This window comes from Myceligenerans crystallogenes (assembly GCF_039529775.1).
Taxonomy (GTDB): Bacteria; Actinomycetota; Actinomycetes; order Actinomycetales; family Cellulomonadaceae; genus Myceligenerans; species Myceligenerans crystallogenes.
Genome location: NZ_BAAANL010000001.1, coordinates 343,752 through 361,508, shown reverse-complemented (window position 1 = coordinate 361,508; position 17,757 = coordinate 343,752). Strand labels below are relative to the sequence as shown.

The window sequence follows — 17,757 nt, the reverse complement described above, 5'->3', positions numbered from 1 at the left end:
AGATCTCCCCGCCCGCGGCGGTCCGGGCCCGCGGCGGTCCGGGCATCAGATGTTCCAGGTCCCCTTGCCGATGAGGACCGGGTCGCCGCCGGACGGTTTCATGTACACCGCCACCGCGGTTCCGTTGTAGCTCTTGCCCATGTAGCACTTCTCGACCATGTCGACGGTGCCGCTGTTGCCGCTGACCGTGAACTTCCGGCTGTCCTCCCACCGCTTGGAATGCGTGTGGATGTCGTGCCAGCCGGAGACCTCCGGGGTGTCGCCGGCCCAGCAGGCGATCTGATGGGTGCCCGAACCTGCGTTGTTCCACGAGATCTCCCACCAGCGGCAGGTCTCGACGCACCCGCCGTAGTAGCTGCCGCCCGAGACGGAGGCCGTCGGCGTCGGCCTCGGGTTGGCCGCCGCCGAGTCGCACACCGGTCCGGTCACCTGGCCCTCGCTGTCCCGTACCGTCACGCACGCCTCTTTCGTCTGGCTGTACCCGGCCGCGACCGTCCTGGTGCCGCTCTTCGCGTTGTCGCTGAACGCACCCGTCACGCTGACCGTCGTGTCCCGCCCGTTCGTGCTTCGCGCGTCCCAGGTGAACGTGACGCTCTGGTTCCCGCCGGTGGCCGTGATCGTCGGCGCCGGCGGCGGCCCGTACGGAACGACCGCGTTGGACTGCTCGGACGGCGGCGAGCACGCCTCGGTGCCGTCGATCGTGTTCGTGTTGCACGCCAGGACCGTGAACGTGTACTGGCTGCCGTTCGTCAGCCCGCCGAACACGAGAGACGTCTCGGTTCCCGGCGTGTCCTGGTGGGTCCCGTCGCTCGCGACGACCCGGAAGAAGGCTCCGGTGCCGTTGAACTTGCCGGACCATCCCCAGCTCACGCGTGCCTGGTTGCTCATGTTGTTGCCGACCGAGGCGGTCGGGGTACCGGGCCTGGTCGGGGTGCCCGACGGCTGCACCCGGTTCGACTCCGGGCTCACCGGGGACAGCCCCGCCTTGTTCTCCGCGGTGACCTGGAAGGTGTAGGTCCTGGCCGGATCGAGGCCGGCCACCGGATAGCTCGTACCGGTGATGTCCGAGTGGGTCCGGACCTTCGTCCCGTCCTCCAGCACGTCCAGGTGGTACCGCCGGGGGGCGTCACCGTTCCCGTCCGGTTCCACCCACGAGACGTCGACGCGGCCGCCCAGCGCACCGCCGTCGCGGCGCGTCGCCGTCGGCGCCGCGGGCGCCGCCGGCTTGCCCGCCGGCACCTCCGGGGCGGACTGCTCGGACCACTCCGACGGGTCCGGCGCCTCGTTCCGCGCCCGCGCCTCCACCGTGTAGGACGTCCCGTTCTCCAGGCCCTCCCACACCACCGACTCGCCCTGCTGGCACTCCTTCAGGAACGACCCGTCGGCAGCCGCGGGGGAGATCCGCAGGTCCACGCAGTCGATCGCCGAACGATCCGAGTAGGCCCGGTTGGTCCAGCTGACCGTGAGCTTCTTGTCGCCGAACTTCAGGACGGGCGGGGCCGGCTGCTCGGGCTTCTGGTCCGGCCGCGCCTCCTGCGACGCGGGGGACGCCTCCGACAGCCCCACCTCGTTCTCCGCCCGCACCGTGAACGTGTAGGTCACGTCGTTCGTCAGCCCGGTGAACGAGCAGGTGGTGCTCTCGCACTGCTGCTCGTCCCCCCTCGAGGACGTGACCGTGTACCCGGCGATCGGGGCTCCGTTGTTGTTCGGCTCGTCCCAGCTGAGCACCACCGTCTCGGAGCGCACCTCCCCGATCCGCGGGGCGCGGGGCGCGCCGGGCTTGCCGAGCACCTTGAGGGTGATCAGCCCGTCCACGTTCCGGTCCGGGTCCTTCGTGGCGTCCTGGACCGTGTACTTCACGCGCATCACGCCCTGGAAGCTCTCGGCGGGCGTCACCACCACGCGATCGCCGTCGTACGCCACCTTGCCGTCGCCGGTCTCGACGACCGCCGTCCCCGTCAGTTCCAGCGGCGTCTCGGGGAACGGGTTGGTGTCGTTGTCCAGCACGGCCACGCTCTCGGCCACGCCCTGGTGGGCACCCTCGACCGGGTCCTCGCCCGTGGCCGCCAGCGGCCTGGTCGACGCGACGACGTTCACGGTGAGCTCGCCCTGCACCGGGTCGCTCCGGCCGTCGCTGACGGTGAAGGAGAGCGACTGCGACGTACCCTTGCCCACCCCCGCCTCGGCGGTCGCCGTGACGGTGCCGCCCCGCACCTCGGCGCCGATCCCCTCCGCCTTGCCCTTCATCGCGAAGGTCAGCGCGTCGTTCTCCGGGTCCTTCACGTAGGCGGTCAGGTCGACGGCGCCCTCCTCGCCCTGGGGCACGTCCAGCGCCGGCGAGCCGATGATCTTCGGCTGCTGGTTGGTCGAGGCCTGCACGTTGATCGGCAGCGTCAGCGTCGCCTTGCGGCCGTCCGGGTCGTTCGGGCCGTCGCCGTCGGTGACCTCGAAGCTCACCGACGCCGGGCCCACGTAGTCGTCCTCGGAGGTGTAGGTGATCCCGGTGGGACCGGTCGCCCGGGCGCTGCCCTCCACGGCGCTCACCGTCGACTCCTCGGTGATCTGGGGCGCCAGCCCCGCCTCGACCACGACGTACTCGGTCAGGTCGATCTCGAGCGGCTCGCCGCTGATCGCCTTCAGCGGGTCCAGGCCCGGCAACAGGTGCGGCGTCAGCGAGTCGGCGGGAACCCGCACGAAGGCGCTGGACTCCTGCCCGTCCATGTCGGTCACGGTGTACGTGATGACCTGCAGCCGGTCCGTCACCGCGACGGTCATCCGCCCGTCGCCGGACAGCTTCACCCCCGGCGTCTCGCGCGGCAGGCTCACCTCGAGCTCCGCGGCCACGCCGTCCGGGTCGCCGTCGTTGGCCAGCACGTCGACCGCCACGGAGTCCTTCCCGACGACGTCGGGGATGGCCAGCACGTCGTCGTTGGCCACCGGTGGCACCAGCGGCGCGTCCTGGGACACCCTCACCGTGATCGTGCCCTGCGCGCGCGACTTGTAGCGGTCCTGGATGCCGTAGTAGAAGGGGTGCTCGCCCTCCTCGCCGGGGGCGGTCACCACGACCTCCTCCTCGACGACCTGCGGGTCCAGTTCCTCGGCGCTGCCGAACAGGGACTCCACCAGGCCGATCTCGTCCCCGTCCGGGTCCGAGTCGTTCGCCAGCGCGTCGATCCCCACCGTCCGGCCGGGCCGCACCAGCGTGCGGTCGTCCTGGGCCACGGGCTTCTGGTTCGACGTCGGCAGCGGGGCGACGCCCACCCGGATCGTGCCCTCGCCGACCGCGCCCCGGCTGTCGGTCGCGTTGTACGTGAACGTGTCGGTCCCGACCGAGTCCTCGGAGGCCTCGAAGTCGATGAACCCGTCGGTCACCCGCGCCCGGCCCAGGGTCGGGGCGCGTGAGATGTCGGACAGCATGACGTGGTCGCCGTCGGGGTCGACGCCGTCGAGCGGCACCTCGACCCGCACCGTGCCGCCCGAGAGCACCCGCGCCTCGACGTCCGGCAACGCCGGCGCGTTGTTCTTCTCCCCGTCGCGGACGTTGATCTTGACCTGCGCGGAGTCGCGCTGGTCGTTCAGGTCCGTCACCTCGTAGACGGCGTGCGCGACGCCCGCCTCGGACCCCGCCTTGAACCGGATCACGTCCTGAGAGACGAAGGCCTCGCCCAGCTCCTGCTCCGGCTCCTCGACCAGCTTCCTGTTGAGCTCCAGCGGGACGCCGTCCGGGTGCGAGTCGTTCCGCAGCACCGGGATGGTGACGGTGTCGCCCACGTGCACGTCGACCTCGTCCGCGCCGGCCTCCGGGGGCCGCAGGCTGTCGGAGGCCGGGATCGGCTGGACGTTCACCTGTCCCGTGGCCGTCTCGGTGCCGTTCGACACGGTGTAGCCGATGATCACCGGCTCCTCGAGCCGCTGGTTCTCGGTGATCTTGAGGACATGATGGTCCAGGACGGCCACCGTCAGGCCGGAGTCCTCCGGCACGTCGATGGACTGCGCCACCAGCACGCCGCCCGCGGGGTCGGTGTCGTTCGCCAGCACGTCCACCAGGCCCTCGCCGCCCTTGGGCAGCAGCACCTTGTCGGACACCGCGACCGGCCGGCCCCCGTCGTCCGGGGGCTCGACGACGTCGACCCGCACCAGCCCCGTCACCGCCTGTGAACCGTCGCTGACCTCGTAGGTCATGTCGTACGAACCGGCCTGGTCGCTCACGAACCGGTAGGTGCCCGCCGTCCAGTTCGGCAGGACCTGCGCGGGAGAAGCGGGCCCGACGTTGGACAGCCGGACCTCCTCGCCGTTCGGGTCGGAGTCGTTCCGCAGCGGGCGCACCGTGACCGGCTCGCCCACCAGCGTCACGACGTGGTCCTGGACCGGGATCGGCGGCACGTCGTCGGCGACCACGTCGATGTTGAGCGTGCCCTTCACGAGCCCGCCCATGCCGTCCGACACGGTGACGTCCACGATCTTGCGGCCCGTGGCCCCGCCGCCGTCGAGGAACTCGATGGTGCCGTCGGGGCGCGAGCGCACCTCGTCGCTGCTGTCCGACGTCGTCGCCGTCGACAGGACGAGGTTGTCGCCGTCCGGGTCCTTGAAGTACGGCAGCAGCTTCATCCTCGCGGTGCCGCCCTGGGCGACCTTGAGCACGGGCACGCTGTTCTCGGAGGCCGGGACGGGGGGCTCGTTCTCCGTCAGCGGCCGCACGCGCAGCGTGACCTGCTGGGTGGCCGTGCCGTCCTCGCGCCCGTCGTTCACCTCGTACGTGAACGTGACCTCATCGGTCGCGTCGGCCGGGACGTCGGCCTGCAGCGCCTTGCCGTCGAGCACCCGGTCCACGCGGATCGCCGACGCCGCCGGCGGCTCCGCGACCTTGACCGTCATGACGTCGCCGTCCTTGTCGACGTCGTTGCTCAGCACGTCCAGCACCATGGTGCGGCCGGGCCGCACCCCGTAGGAGTCCGCCTTGGGCTCCGGCGGGTTGTTCGGCTGGTCCCGGTCCGCGACGGTGTGGTCCACCTGCTCGTAGACGGTCTCCTCGGACTCGCTCTCCTCGCCCTTGTCCTCGTCCTTCCACTTCAGGTCCCAGTCGTCGACCTTCAGGAAGTCCTCGGTGGGGATCCACAACGTCCCGCCGAACACGTCGTTGAGGATGATCCGGTCCCGGTTGGTGCGGTACCGCAGCTCGGCGCTCTCCGAGAGCCCTTCCAGCGTCTGGCTGTCGTCCGAGTCACTGCCCGGGCAGTCGCGCATGACCTCGCCGGTGCCGGACCACGCGCCGTACACGCACCCGCCGAGCTGCGCCGGGGGCGCGGGATCGCCGGACGCGCGCTGGGTCAGCGATTCGCCCCCGCCGAGCGGCTGCTTGACGAGCGACTCCCGGGTCGCGAGCACGACGTCGGCCGAGGCCTCCGAGGGAATCTGCAGCTGCGCCTCGGCGAGCCCGTCGAGCTCCACCCGCTCGCCGCCGGGCAGCAGGAGGGTCTCCCCGGTGCGGTCGAGCACGACGGGCTGGTCGCCCACCGCCGTCACCTGGAGGTCCGCGTCCTCCTGGAAGCCCAGCCGCTCCGACGTCCGCCCGCCGGCCGTACCGTTCTCGGACGTCGGGATCTTGTGGAGCTCCCCCGTGGCGGGCGACGCGACCCATACGGTCCCGTCGGTGCCGACCGTCATGACGCCGCGCTGGTCCTTGCCGAGCTCCGCCGTCGGCTTCTTCTTCTCGTCGAAGGAGCGCGCGCCGTCGAAGGGCAGCACCCAGAGCTTCCCGGTGTCGTGGTCGTAGACGGCCGTGGCCGCCTCGCCGGACGCGACCTGCGCCCCGGCCGGCAGCGCCAGGCCGCCCGCGGTCTTCAGGTGCGCCGGATCGATCGGGCTGGCCTCGCTGCCGGCCGTGTTCTCCAGCAGCACCCGGCCGCCGTCCTGCGAGACGTCGAAGTCCGTGGCGTTGGTCGGCATGATGCCGTCGAGGGTCCCGGCCTCGAAGTTGAACCGGCCCAGCTCGGCGCTGCTCTCGTTCGTGACCCAGATCCCGGAGTCGTGGAGGGCGACGTCGGCCGTGGCCTCGCCGTCGTACCAGAGCGCGAGCCCGACGAGCCCGCCGGCGAAGAGCGTGACGACGCTCCCCGACGCGATCGCGCGCTTGTTCCCCATGAGTCGTGACGCCAGGGACACGAAGCTCCTCCTCGGCAGCAGTGATGTGGGCCAGTTCCGCGCGGGCCCGCATGCACCGTGCGACCCGCCACCGCTTGTCCAGATCATCCGGGTTGGTCCGGGCCGCGGCAACGGAGATCACACTACAAGGGACCTCTGACACCCGAACAGGAAAATGGGATGGGGAGAAGGCCCCGTACGCAAGATCTCCACAGATTCACCCGCTTCCCGGAATTCGCGGAAACGGCGGGATCCCAGCGATTTCAGCCGGAGTCAATAGCTAGGTCGGTCGTCCAACTCGACACGGCTCCCCGCCACCAGACCCCACCGCCGGAAACTACCCGCCGGCGCCTCGAGCACCGCCTTCACCCCGCGCCGCGCCGCCGAGAACGCCCACGGCCGCAGCACCTGGGTGTGCAGCACCTCGCCGTCGGCGCCGAGCAGCGCGACGTCCAGCGGGACCGCCATCCACGCCCCGTGCACCGACGAGCACGGCCGCAGCACCATCGCCTCGGGCAGGTCGCGCCGGAAGAGCAGCCCGCGGGCGCGCGTCAGCACGGTGTCCGCCACCTCGGCCTCGGCCACCGGACGGCGGTCCACCACGAGCGTGCTGCGCCTCATGGTCGCGAACCCTACCCGGCCACCGGGCGAGCATCCGAGCCCGCCCTTGAAACCCTCTTTGCCACTGACCGATCGGTCAGCTTTCCCGTGCGGTTCATGACCGGTTCGGCACCGCCGCCTCGCCCGTGCGGCCGCCGGACGCCCCGCCACGCACCGCGATCCGCCGTTCTCACGCCGATCCTCGTGCCACGACCCCGGCCGGACCGCCCCCGGTGCCGCGCGTTCGATGACCGATTCGCACCGGACATGCTTGACGTACCGGACCGGCCGGGCCAGCATCCGTCCAGGAGCGGCCGGAGCGCGGCAACGCGCGCCCAGGTTTCGTCAGTCCCTGAGATCAGTCAAGGAAGAGTCCGAGGGAGAACCGTGCTCGTCGTCGCTGTCGGTGCGCCCGCGGGCGTGCACTCCGGGGTACATCGCGCGGACCGCACGCTGGATTCCGTCGTGGCGGCGGTCCGCAGGCTTCCCGCCGACGACGTCGTCCTGGTCACGCGGGACGACGAGGCCCGGCTCGTCGCCCGTTCCGCGCGCCTCGTCCTCGGGTCCGAGCGGCTCGCGCACCTGCACCTCGCCGGCGCCCGCCTCACCGCGTGGGCGCTGGTCCTGGCGGGCCTGAGCACGCCCGCCCTCCCGGCGTCGTCGGCCTCGGCCGTGGCCGACGACGTGCTGGCGAACGTGCACACGCGCGCGATCCTGTCGACCGTCGCCTCGCTGGGCGATCCCGTGCCCACCTTCCGGCAGCACGCCGGCAGCCTCCTGCCGAACTCGGCGTTCCTCGTCGACACGCGACGCGGCACGGTGGGCCGGTTCCAGGGGCGGCTCGGGCTCCCGGAGGGGGAACTGCTCGCCGTCGCGCGCTCGCCCCGCCCGGTGGTCCCCGAGGCGACGATCCCGGGTCTCCTGCCCCGGACGGCCGACGCCGATCTCGGCCCGCAGCCCGCGCGGCCCGCCTCCTGGCCCGCGCCCCGCTGGTTCGAGGCCTCCGTCCTGCTGACCCCGCTGACCGCGACGATCACGGGCGTGGCCACGGGCTTCCTCCGCTGGCCGTCCTGCGAGGTCTGCGGCCGCGCCACCCCGGCCGCCTGCCTCTTCTGCGGCGTCGGCGGCCCGGACACCGTCGCCGCGCCCGCGGCAGCCACCACCCCGTCCCCCGCCTCCGACCCCCAGGAGCAGGTCCGTTGAACCCTCGCCAGCGACGTGGAGTCGTGCTCCTCGTCGTCACCTCCTTTCTCGCGGCCGCCGTGTTCGGCGGCGTCCTGTACTACGTGCGCACGGTGAGCTCGCAGGTCGGCCCGATGACCACGGTCCTGAGGCTGACCCGCGCCGTGGAGCCCCAGGAGCCCGTCGGCCCCGCGCTGCTGGAGGAGGTCGAGATCCCCGAGCGCTGGGTCCCCGACTCCGCCGTCCGCGACCTCGACGACGTGCGGGACCTGGTCGCCGCGACCGCGTACCAGCGCGGCGCGCTGCTGCAGGAGGGCATGCTCGTCGAGCGGCCCATCGTGCAGCCCGGCTTCCGCGAGGTCGCGGTGCTGGTCGACGCCGAGACCGGGGTGGCGGGCAAGATCATGCCCGGCGACCGCGTCGACGTCATCGCCACCACCGAGGACAAGGAGGGCAACCAGATCGCGCGCGTGTGGGTCGCGAACGCCCTGGTGGTGGAGGTGGGCATCCCGCAGGACGTGGAGGACTCCGAGACGCTGGAGACCTCCACCGGCCTGCCGGTCACGTTCGCGCTGCACGCCGACGACGCCCTCACGCTCGCCTACGTGGAGTCGTTCTCCGTGAAGATGCGCCTGTCCCTGCGCGGCGCGGGCGACGACAAGGTGCTCCCGGCGGACCAGCAGATCTTCGACGGCAAGCTCCGCGAGCCGGCGGCCGAGCCCGGTCAGGGGAACTGACATGGTCACCAGGGTCCTGCTCGCCACGAGCTCGCACGAGGTGCGTGACCACCTCGGCCACATCCTGTCCGAGGCCGGCGGGTTCGAGCTGGCCGCCGCCGTGCCGGACGCCGCCGGCGTCCTGACCGCGCTGGACCGTTTCGGTGACGTCGGCCTCGTCGTCGTCGACGAGGCCGCCGACGGCGGGCGCGGGCACGCGCTCGTGCGCACGGTCGGGATGGCGCGGCCGCTCGTCGGCATCGTCATGGTCGTGGACGCCCGCGGCCCGAACGGCCTGACCGCGGCGATGTCCGCCGCGATGGACGTCGGCGCCCGCTCGGTGATCGCGCGCAACGCCGGCCTGGAGGAGGTGCTCACCCGGTTCGAGGCGGTGGCGTCGTGGTCGGCGGTGGCGCAGGCGGCGGTGTCCGCGGAGCGCACCGGCGGGCGCGCGGGCCGGGTGGTCGCCCTCGCGGGCGCGAAGGGCGGCGTCGGCACGTCCGTGCTCGCGCTCCTGCTGGCCCGCGCGGCGCGCTCGAGCGCGACGACGCTCGTCGACCTCGACCTCGGCTCCGGGGACCAGACCGCCTACACCGGCGTGCGGACGCGCCGGTCGGTGGTCGACCTGGCCGGGGTCGACGGCGACGTGACCGGGCGCATGATCCGCGAGACCACCTACGAGGTGCCGGGCGGCATCCGGCTGCTGCCCGCCCCGGCGGACGGCGAGCGCGGCGAGGAGATGTCCGCCGCCGCGGTGCGGTCGGTGATCGGCGCGCTGCGGTTCGAGTCCGACCTCGCGGTGCTCGACGTCGGCTCGCACCTGGACGAGCCGCGCGCCACGGCCCTGGAGTTCGCCGACCGCGTGCTGCTGGTCTGCACCCCGGACCTGCCCGCGCTGCGCTCGGCGCGCCGCTCCCTGGCCCAGTGGGAGCGCCTGGCGATCCGGAACCCGGACTCCGTGGAGCTCATCCTCAACCGCCGCACACCGAAGGACGAGGTGACGCCCCAGCTCGCCGAGCGGATCGTGGAACGGCCGATCGCGTTCACGGTGCCCGACGGCGGGCCCGCGTTCGCCGGCGCCGTGAACACCGCGACCCTCCTGGAGACGCCCACGCCCGTGCACAAGGCGGTCGCCGAGGTGGGCGCGGCCGCCCTGCGCGAGAGCGGCCCGGACGGCGCCGCGGTCCCGGCCCCCGGCGATGCCGCCGACACGACGGAGATCGACGATCTGGTCCATGCGGGCACCCGCCGCCCGCGGCGCCGTGGCGAGGCCGGTCAGGCGACCGCCGAGCTGCCCGTCGTCATCCTGATCGCACTACTGGCGATCCTGCTGTGCGTGCAGGGCCTCGGCTGGGCGTCCGGCCTGCTCGCCGCGCGCGCGGCCGCGCAGGAGGGGGCGCGGACGGTCGGCGTCGCCGGCTGGGAGCCGTCCGACGACGACGGCGACGGCGTCCCCGACATCGTCCGGCAGGTGCGCGACGACGTCCGCGGCCGGCTGCCCGCGTCGCTGGCGGCGGACCTGGCCGACGACGAGATCGCGGTCTCCCGGGACGAGGTCAGCGTGACCGTCACCGTCGAGACGCTGCTCGGCCTGGAGCTGTCGGCGTCGTCGTCCGCACGCGTCCACGAGGAGGGCTGAGGTGAGGACCGGAATGAGTGCCGGACCGAACGCCGGGACGTCCCGGGGACCCGCCGCGCCCGGCCGGCGCGAACGCGGCCAGGCCGCCGTCGAGCTCGTCGGCGTCGTCTTCACCGTCGTGCTGGTGGCGGTCCTCGCGATCCAGGGCATCACCGTCGCGCAGGCCGCGTCGATCGCGCAGGAGGCCGCGCGCCACGGCGCCCGCGCTCTGAGCCTCGGCCAGGACTGCCGCGGCGTCCTCGCCGACCACGTCCCGGACGGCATCACGATCGTCGACGGCGACACGACCTGCACGGTGGACGACGACGGCGCCGTGGTCGCCCTGACCGTGTCCGTGCCGCTCGGCCTGGGGGACGTCACGATGACCGAGGTCGTGCTGACCCGGTCGGCGGAGTTCCCCGTGCAGGGCGACCCGCCGCCCGCGGACGAGCCGGCGCCGTCGGCCACCCCTGAGGAGGAGGCCTGATGGCGCTGCGCGACCGGCTGGCCGCCGACGAACGGGGCGGCCAGGACAACGACCTCGCCGCCGTCTACCGCGAGCGCCTGCTCGAGGAGATCGACGTCGACGAGCTCGCGCGGCTCTCGCCCGCGCAGCGGCGGGTGCGGATGGAGCGCGTGCTGTCGCGGATGCTGTCGCTGGACGGGCCGGTGCTGTCGGCCCGCGAGCGCAGCGTGCTGGTGCAGCGGATCGTGGACGAGGCCCTCGGGCTGGGCGTGCTGGAGCCGCTGCTGGCGGACGAGTCGGTCACGGAGATCATGGTGAACGGCCCGCACGACGTGTTCGTGGAGCGGTACGGGAAGATCGAGCGGGTGCCGACGCGGTTCACGTCGGTGGCGCAGCTGCACCAGACGATCGACCGGATCGTGTCGCAGGTGAACCGGCGCGTGGACGAGTCCTCGCCGATGGTGGACGCGCGGCTGCCCACGGGTGAGCGCGTGAACGTGATCATCCCGCCGCTGGCGCTGGACGGCCCGACGATGACGATCCGGCGGTTCCCGACGCCGTTCCGCATGGCGGAGCTGGTCGAGCGGGGCACGCTGGACACGAGCACGGCGGCGCTGCTGGGCGCGTGCGTGCGGGGGCGGCTGAACGTGATCGTCTCGGGTGGCACGGGTTCCGGGAAGACGACGTTCCTGAACGCGCTGAGCGGGATGATCCCGCAGCACGAGCGGATCGTGACGATCGAGGACGCCGCCGAGCTGTCGCTGCAGCAGGGGCACGTGGTGCGGCTGGAGTCGCGCCCGGCGAACGTGGAGGGCCGCGGCGCGGTGATCATCCGGGACCTGGTGCGCAACGCGCTGCGCATGCGGCCGGACCGGATCATCGTGGGCGAGGTCCGCGGCGGGGAGACGCTGGACATGCTGCAGGCGATGAACACGGGCCACGACGGCTCGATCGCGACGGTGCACGCGAACACGGCCCGCGACGCGCTGGGCCGTCTGGAGACGCTGGCCTCGATGAGCGAGGTGGACCTGCCGGTGGCGACGCTGCGCGACCAGATCAACTCGGCGATCGACGTCGTCGTCCACCTGGAGCGGGCGCTGGACGGGTCACGGCGGGTCGTGGAGGTGGGGGCGGTGACGTCGCATCGGCGCGAGGAGTACGAGCTGGTGCTGCTGGTGCGGTTCGTCGCGGATCCGGTGGGGGCCGAGCGGGTGGTCTCCGGCACCTTCGTCCCCGCGGCCGTGCCGCCCGAGCTGGCCGAGCGGCTGCACCGCGCCGGCGAGACCGTTCCGGTGGTGCACGCCCCATGACCGCGACCCTGGACCTGAGCACGCTGTTCCTGCTGATCACCGGCGGCCTCATGGTCACGCTGGTGCTCGCCGCCGCGACGGTGGCCGTCTGGGCGGGCAACGCCGAGACCGAACGGCGCATGGTGGAATCCGCGGATCTCGGCGACGGCGGCCGCTCCTGGGTGTTCGCCCGCCTGGACACGCGCCTGCAGCGCACCCGGTGGGGGCGGAGCCTGGTGGCGCTGCTCGCCGGATCGGGCCTGACCGGCTGGTCGCCGTCGATGTTCCTGGCGGGGTCCGCGGCCGCCGCGGTCGCGGCCGGGCTGGTGACGCTCCCGCTGCTGGGCCAGGCGACCTCGCTGCTCGCCGCCCTCATCGTGCTCGTCGGCGTGCGCGCCTGGCTGGAACGCCGCCGCAGGCAGCGCGTGGACCGGTTCGTGGCGCAGCTGCCCGAGCTGGCCCGGCTCCTGTCGAACGGCACGTCCGCGGGCCTCGCGGTACGCCGCTCCCTGGAGATGGCCGCCGACGAGATGACCGAGCCCGCCCGCTCCGAGGTCGCCCAGGTGTGCGCCGAGCTGGCGCTCGGCCAGACCCTCGAGCAGTCGCTCGCCAACCTCTCGGCCCGGCTCCCGTCCCGCGAGCTCACCGTGCTCACCCAGACCCTGACCATCCAGGGCCGCGCGGGCGGCGCTCTCATCACGGCGCTGACCGGCATCGGCGAGACGCTCGAGGAACGACGCCGCCTGCGGCGCGAGATCGTCACCTCCACGCTCGGCGCGCAGTTCTCCGGGTACACCGTCATCTTCCTCGGCTTCGGCGCCGTGGCGATGATGAACGCCTTCAGCCCCGGCGTGATCGACGAGATGATCACCAACCTCGCGGGCCAGGCCGTCCTGCTCGTGGCCACGGGCCTGTTCGTCGTCGGCTACCTCGTGGTACGGCGGCTGTCGAAGGTGGAGGTCTGAGATGACCGACCAGGTGCTCACCCTGCTGCTGGCGGCCGGCGCCGCCGCGGTCGCCGCGCTCGCCGTGGCCGGGTTCCGGCTCGTGTCCAGCACCGGCCTGGAGGACGTCGAGGCCGAGTACGCCCCCGAGGCCCTGCCCCGCCCGCGCGGCTTCGTCGTCGTCCTCGACGCGCTCGGCGCGCCCCTCGTGCCCGCCGCCGTCCGCCTGCACGGCCGCGCCCGCCTGCACCGGCTCGACACCAGGATCCGCCGCGCCGGACGCCCCGAGGGCGTCACCCTGACCATGTTCGTCCGGCGCGAGGCCGCGCTCGTGCTGCTCGGCGGGCTCGCCGGGCTCCTCTTCGCCACCCAGGGGCGCTGGCAGTTCGGCCTGCTCCTGCTCGTGCTGCTCGGCACGTGGATGCGGCTCTGGCTGCTCCTCGAGTCACGCGCCCGGCAACGCCAGATCGACGAGGAACTCCCCGACTTCCTCGACGTGCTCGCCGTCACCGTCACCGCCGGGCTCGGGTTCCGGCAGGCCCTCGAACGCGTCTGCGAGTTCCACGGCGGGGCGCTCGCGGCGGAGATGCGGACGGCGCTCGCGGAGATGAACGTCGGCGCGCCCCGGCGGCAGGTGTTCGAGGCCCTGCGGGACCGCAACCGCTCCGGCGCGCTCGGCGCGTTCATCACCGCGATGCTGCAGGCGGAGGAGCTCGGCGTGCCCCTGTCGGACGCGCTCACGTCGATCGCGGCGGACGTGCGCCGGGAGCACGCGGAGCGCGTGCGCCAGCGGGCCGCGCGCGCCGCGCCGCTGGTATCGCTCGCGATCACGGTCACGATCCTGCCCGGCGCGCTGATCCTCATCGTCGCCGCGGTCCTCGTCGCGAACGCGGAGGTCCTCGGTGGACTCTTCTCCTGAGGCACCCGCGGCGCGCGGCATGGACTCCGCGACGCAGCGGGCCGTGGGCCCGATGGTACGGCTGCTGTGCCAGGTCCGGCTTGTCGTCCTCGCGTTCGCCCTGGTGACCGCGGTCCTCGACGGAGCCGCCCTGCTCGGCGTCCTGCTCGTCATGCTCGCCGCGCCGTTCTCGTTCGTCCCCGCGCTCAACTGGGACCTGCGCGGCAACGCGTACGCCCGCAACGGCCTGCTGCTCGCGGCCGACGTGGTCGTCGCCGTGATCGCCCTGATCCCGCTCGCGGGATCCCCGCTGATGACCGTCTACTCCGCCGCGACCGCGGCGCTCTGGGGCCTGTTCGCCGGGCCCCGGCTCGGCCTGGTCATGGCCGTCCCCCTCGCGCTGTTCCAGGTCAGCGCCTACGAGCCCACCTGGCGCGGGGTCCTCGCAGGAGCCACGGGGGCGGTGCTGACGGCGCTGATGACCTGGACCGGCTCGGTCCTCGGGCGCCGCCTGCGCCAGCAGGCCGAGACCGCGGCCGAGCTGGCCCGGGTCCGCGAGCGCCAGGCCGTCCTGGCCGAGCGCCTGCGCCTCGCGCGCGACCTGCACGACACGGTCGCCGGCGACCTCGCGGGCCTCGCCATGACCACGGGCGGCCTGGCCGGCCGCCTCGCCCGGGAGGGCTCCCCGCCGCCGACCGTCGATCTCGCCCGCCGCCTGCACGAGGCGGTCGAGGCCACCCACCGGCAGACCCGGACGGCGCTCGGCGAGCTCCGCGAGGAACGGCACGCCGTCACGGGCGCGGTCACCGAGCTCGCCGGACGCTGGGCGGAACGCACGGGCATCCCGGTCGACGTCTCGATCGTCGCGGAGGCCGACGACGTCGTCGGCCCCGGACGGGCCCGGCACGTCCGCGCCGTCGTCGGCGAGCTCCTGGAGAACGTGCGCAGGCACGCGGCCGCGGGCCGCGCCAGCGTCACCGTCGCGACGCACGGGAGCAGCGTCGAGGTGCTCGTGTCCGACGACGGCCGCGGCCTCCCGGGCACGGCCCACCCGTCGGGCCACTACGGCCTGCGCGGCATCCAGGAGCGCGCCGCGCTGTGCGGCGGCGAGGCCACCTGGACCCCCGCGCCGGGCGGCGGCACGGCGGTCCGGGTCTCGCTCCCCGCCGAGCCCGCCGGGTCGCCGATCGGAGGTACCCCGTGAGGATTCTCGCCGTGGACGACAACCCCGTGATCCGGATGGGGTTGCGGGCGCTGCTGGAGGGGGCCGACGGCGTCACGTCCGTCATCGACACGGGGGACCCGCGGGCGGCCGTGGCGCACGTGGCGGCCGGGCGCGTCGATGTCGTGCTGCTCGACGTGCGGATGCCGCAGGTCAGCGGGCTGGAGCTGCTTCCCCGGCTGACCGGCGGGGCGACCGTCGTGATGCTGACGCACACCGATGACCCGGCCGCCGTCTCGGAGGCGATCGCGGCCGGGGCCGCCGGGTACCTCGTGCACGGCACGCTCGACGCGCGCGGGATGGTGGACGCGATCCGGCTGTGCCGGGGCGGCAGCCAGGTGCTCGCGGGCGTGCGGCCCGCCGCCGTGCCGCCGGCCGCCGAGCGGCTCGCCGGCCCGGACCCGTCGGTGCGCGCGCTGCTCACCCGGCGTGAGGCGGCCGTGGCCGACCTGATGGCCGAGGGCCTGGCCAACAAGGAGATCGCCGCGCGGCTGTCCGTCTCCGAGAAGACCGTGAAGAACCACGTCAACAGCCTGTTCGCGAAGCTCGGCGTGACCAGCCGCAGCCGGGCCATCGTGCTGTGGCTGCGCGGCGGCCTGCCGCACGACGGCGAAGGGGCCCCAGGGCCCAGGAATCCCCGGGAATCCGGGCCCGGAAAGGGGTCCACGCGCCCTGTGACCAGCACCGGGGCCTCCGTAGATTCGAACCGTGCCGCGGTGGACGCCGGGGCCACGAGACGAACCACCCCGTGGAGGAGATCATGAGCATGTTCACCGAGAAGTTCGTGGCCGCGAAGGCCGCGCTGGACGCCCTCCGTGAGCGGGCCGCGCAGGACGAGCGCGGTCAGGGCTCCGTCGAGTACGTGGGCATCATCCTGGTCGTCGTGGCGATCGTCGGCGCCGTGGTCGCCGGCGCCACGCCCGTCGGCGAGGCGATCGTCACCCAGCTCACCAACGCCGTCAACGAGATCGGTGGCGGCGGCGAGGGCTGATCCGACCCGAGAGGTAGCCGATGCGCAAGGCAGTGTGGCAAGTACTCGTTGTGGTGCCCGTCGTGGCGGGCCTGTCCGCGGGCTGCGGATTTCTGGGATCCGGCAGCCCCGGGCCGGAACCGGCGAGACCGGGCGCATCGGCTGCCCCGGCTCCTGACACGGGACCGACCCCGTCCCCGGGCTCCGCGCCCGGCGACGGGGTCGTTCCCGTGTCCGTGCCCTGGAACGACACCACGGTCGACATCGGCGTCCACCCGATCGAGACCGACGGCGAGCACGCCGTGCTCCGCTACGACCTGACCGTGACGCCGGACGGTTCCGCGGCTCCCCCGCCCTGGTCGTCCTTCACCCTCAACCTCGGCGGCCCGGTCACGTCGGCCGCCGACGGGCGCGGCATCCGCCTGTTCGACGCCGGGGCGGGCCTGGCGTACCCCGTCGCGCAGGCCGGCGACGGCGCTCCCGCCGCGCGCATCGAGCAGCTCCCGGCGGACGACGCCGGGCGGGCCGGCGCCGCGGCTACCGGCGAGGCGGGCGCGGAGACCGCCGCCGGCGCCGCCCCGGACGCCTCCGCCGCGATGCGCGGCCAGGGCCTCGCCGTCTTCGCCGCGCCCGAGGGCGACACCGTCGACGTGCTGCTCCCCCGGTTCGGCGCGGTGCTCGACGTGCCCGTCGTCCCGCCGGGCGACGCGTTCGCCGCGGCGGTCGAGTCCGCGGGCGGCGCGGGTGAGGCCGGGACCAAGCGCCTGCGCGCGTTCACGAGCGCGTACGACGCCGGGTCGGCGACGTCGGCCGAGGACGACGAGGTGACGGTCACCCTCGCGTCGGACGTCCTGTTCGACCCCGACGAGCACACGCTGTCGCGGGACGCCCGCGGCGTCGTCGACCAGGCCGTGGGCAAGATCCGCGAGCAGGCGGACGGCGGCCGCGTCGACGTCGTCGGGCACACCGACGACGTCGACACCGACGCGTACAACCTTCAGCTGTCCGAGCGGCGGGCCGCGTCCGTGGCGGACCGCCTGCAGGCCGCGCTCGGCGACGGGTACGACGTGACCGAGGAGGGGCGCGGGGAGACCGAGCCCGTCGCCCCCGGGACGAGCGATCCGGCGCGCGCGGCGAACCGGCGCGTCGAGATCAGCTTCCAGGGGCGGCTCGTCGTCAGCGGTGACGACGCCGGGGACGTCCCCGGGACCGACGCGCCCACCGTGGAGAACGGCCCGGTCACGCTGAGGTCGCCCGACGGCGAGTACGTCGTCGAGGTGGCCTCCATGGTGCGGCGGCCGGGGGCGATCGTCGGGACGCTCACGGCGGAGCGGACCGGCGGGGACGGGATCGACGTGGACTGGTTCCTGCCGTCGTACCTGAACGTGGTGGGCGACCGGAACTTCGGCGTCGTGGCCGAGCTGACCGGGCCGCACAACCTGTCGCTGCTGACGCCCGACGGGCATGTCTTCCCCTACGACTACAGGTCGGGGACGACCGAGCAGGGATTCACGATGCGGCGGCTGCTCGGCGACGAGCAGACGCCCCCGCTGCAGCGGGGCGACACCACGGTGATCACGGTCGTGTGGCCGGACACCGGCCAGGACACCGTGACCGTGGACGGCCGGGACCGGTTCCGGGTCACGGACGTCCCCGTGACGGACGCGCCGTGACGACCCTGCCCGCGCACCACTGCCGACCCGCACCCTGA

At 73.7% G+C, this 17,757-nt stretch carries 13 protein-coding genes; 11 read left to right on the top strand and 2 right to left on the bottom strand.

Features of this window, described 5'->3' with window-relative positions; genetic code table 11:
* Positions 1 to 45: 45 nt before the first annotated feature.
* Positions 46 to 6,162 (bottom strand): Ig-like domain-containing protein, encoded by a 6,117-nt coding sequence (locus ABD208_RS01435; protein WP_344098884.1) that lies wholly within the window; start codon positions 6,160 to 6,162, stop codon positions 46 to 48.
* A gap of 252 nt (positions 6,163 to 6,414) precedes the next feature.
* Positions 6,415 to 6,762, bottom strand: coding sequence for a DUF192 domain-containing protein (locus ABD208_RS01430; RefSeq protein ID WP_344098883.1), 348 nt, complete (start codon positions 6,760 to 6,762; stop codon positions 6,415 to 6,417).
* 366 nt (positions 6,763 to 7,128) lie between these two features.
* Here ABD208_RS01430 and ABD208_RS01425 point away from each other — a divergent pair, with 366 nt between their 5' ends.
* The 11 genes from ABD208_RS01425 (at position 7,129) to ABD208_RS01375 (ending at position 17,719) form a co-directional block, all read left to right on the top strand.
* Positions 7,129 to 7,944: a hypothetical protein gene (locus ABD208_RS01425; protein WP_344098882.1), complete on the top strand. Its 816-nt coding sequence runs from the start codon at positions 7,129 to 7,131 to the stop codon at positions 7,942 to 7,944.
* Positions 7,945 to 7,967: 23 nt separating this feature from the next.
* Positions 7,968 to 8,660, top strand: a complete 693-nt coding sequence (cpaB, locus tag ABD208_RS01420) for a Flp pilus assembly protein CpaB (protein ID WP_344098881.1) — start codon at positions 7,968 to 7,970, stop codon at positions 8,658 to 8,660.
* 1 nt (position 8,661) lies between these two features.
* On the top strand, positions 8,662 to 10,278 hold the full coding sequence (locus tag ABD208_RS01415) for a P-loop NTPase family protein (protein WP_344098880.1): 1,617 nt from the start codon (positions 8,662 to 8,664) through the stop codon (positions 10,276 to 10,278).
* A gap of 13 nt (positions 10,279 to 10,291) precedes the next feature.
* Positions 10,292 to 10,744: a hypothetical protein gene (locus ABD208_RS01410; protein WP_344098879.1), complete on the top strand. Its 453-nt coding sequence runs from the start codon at positions 10,292 to 10,294 to the stop codon at positions 10,742 to 10,744.
* Positions 10,744 to 12,033: a TadA family conjugal transfer-associated ATPase gene (locus ABD208_RS01405; RefSeq protein WP_344098878.1), complete on the top strand. Its 1,290-nt coding sequence runs from the start codon at positions 10,744 to 10,746 to the stop codon at positions 12,031 to 12,033. Before ABD208_RS01410 ends, ABD208_RS01405 begins: the two co-directional genes overlap by 1 nt.
* Complete coding sequence (locus ABD208_RS01400) at positions 12,030 to 12,977, top strand: type II secretion system F family protein (RefSeq protein ID WP_344098877.1); 948 nt, start codon at positions 12,030 to 12,032, stop codon at positions 12,975 to 12,977. The genes ABD208_RS01405 and ABD208_RS01400 overlap by 4 nt, the downstream gene beginning before the upstream one ends.
* 1 nt (position 12,978) lies before the next feature.
* A complete protein-coding gene (locus ABD208_RS01395; RefSeq protein ID WP_344098876.1) occupies positions 12,979 to 13,875 on the top strand; it encodes a type II secretion system F family protein in 897 nt (298 codons plus the stop codon).
* On the top strand, positions 13,859 to 15,058 hold the full coding sequence (locus tag ABD208_RS01390) for a sensor histidine kinase (RefSeq protein ID WP_344098875.1): 1,200 nt from the start codon (positions 13,859 to 13,861) through the stop codon (positions 15,056 to 15,058). Before ABD208_RS01395 ends, ABD208_RS01390 begins: the two co-directional genes overlap by 17 nt.
* Positions 15,059 to 15,069: 11 nt before the next feature.
* Entirely contained in the window at positions 15,070 to 15,840 is a 771-nt protein-coding gene (locus ABD208_RS01385) for a LuxR C-terminal-related transcriptional regulator (RefSeq protein WP_344098874.1), read from the top strand.
* Positions 15,837 to 16,067 (top strand): hypothetical protein, encoded by a 231-nt coding sequence (locus tag ABD208_RS01380; RefSeq protein WP_344098873.1) that lies wholly within the window; start codon positions 15,837 to 15,839, stop codon positions 16,065 to 16,067. The genes ABD208_RS01385 and ABD208_RS01380 overlap by 4 nt, the downstream gene beginning before the upstream one ends.
* Before the next feature lie 209 nt (positions 16,068 to 16,276).
* Positions 16,277 to 17,719, top strand: a complete 1,443-nt coding sequence (locus tag ABD208_RS01375) for an OmpA family protein (RefSeq protein ID WP_344098872.1) — start codon at positions 16,277 to 16,279, stop codon at positions 17,717 to 17,719.
* Positions 17,720 to 17,757 lie beyond the last annotated feature (38 nt).

Excerpts from the sequence above, each read along its gene's own strand:
- ABD208_RS01430 (WP_344098883.1), bottom strand. The coding sequence starts at position 6,762 with ATGAGGCGCAGCACGCTCGTGGTGGACCGCCGTCCGGTGGCCGAGGCC.
- ABD208_RS01415 (WP_344098880.1), top strand. The coding sequence starts at position 8,662 with ATGGTCACCAGGGTCCTGCTCGCCACGAGCTCGCACGAGGTGCGTGAC.
- ABD208_RS01410 (WP_344098879.1), top strand. The coding sequence starts at position 10,292 with ATGAGTGCCGGACCGAACGCCGGGACGTCCCGGGGACCCGCCGCGCCC.
- ABD208_RS01405 (WP_344098878.1), top strand. The coding sequence starts at position 10,744 with ATGGCGCTGCGCGACCGGCTGGCCGCCGACGAACGGGGCGGCCAGGAC.
- ABD208_RS01400 (WP_344098877.1), top strand. The coding sequence starts at position 12,030 with ATGACCGCGACCCTGGACCTGAGCACGCTGTTCCTGCTGATCACCGGC.
- ABD208_RS01395 (WP_344098876.1), top strand. The coding sequence starts at position 12,979 with ATGACCGACCAGGTGCTCACCCTGCTGCTGGCGGCCGGCGCCGCCGCG.
- ABD208_RS01380 (WP_344098873.1), top strand. The coding sequence starts at position 15,837 with ATGAGCATGTTCACCGAGAAGTTCGTGGCCGCGAAGGCCGCGCTGGAC.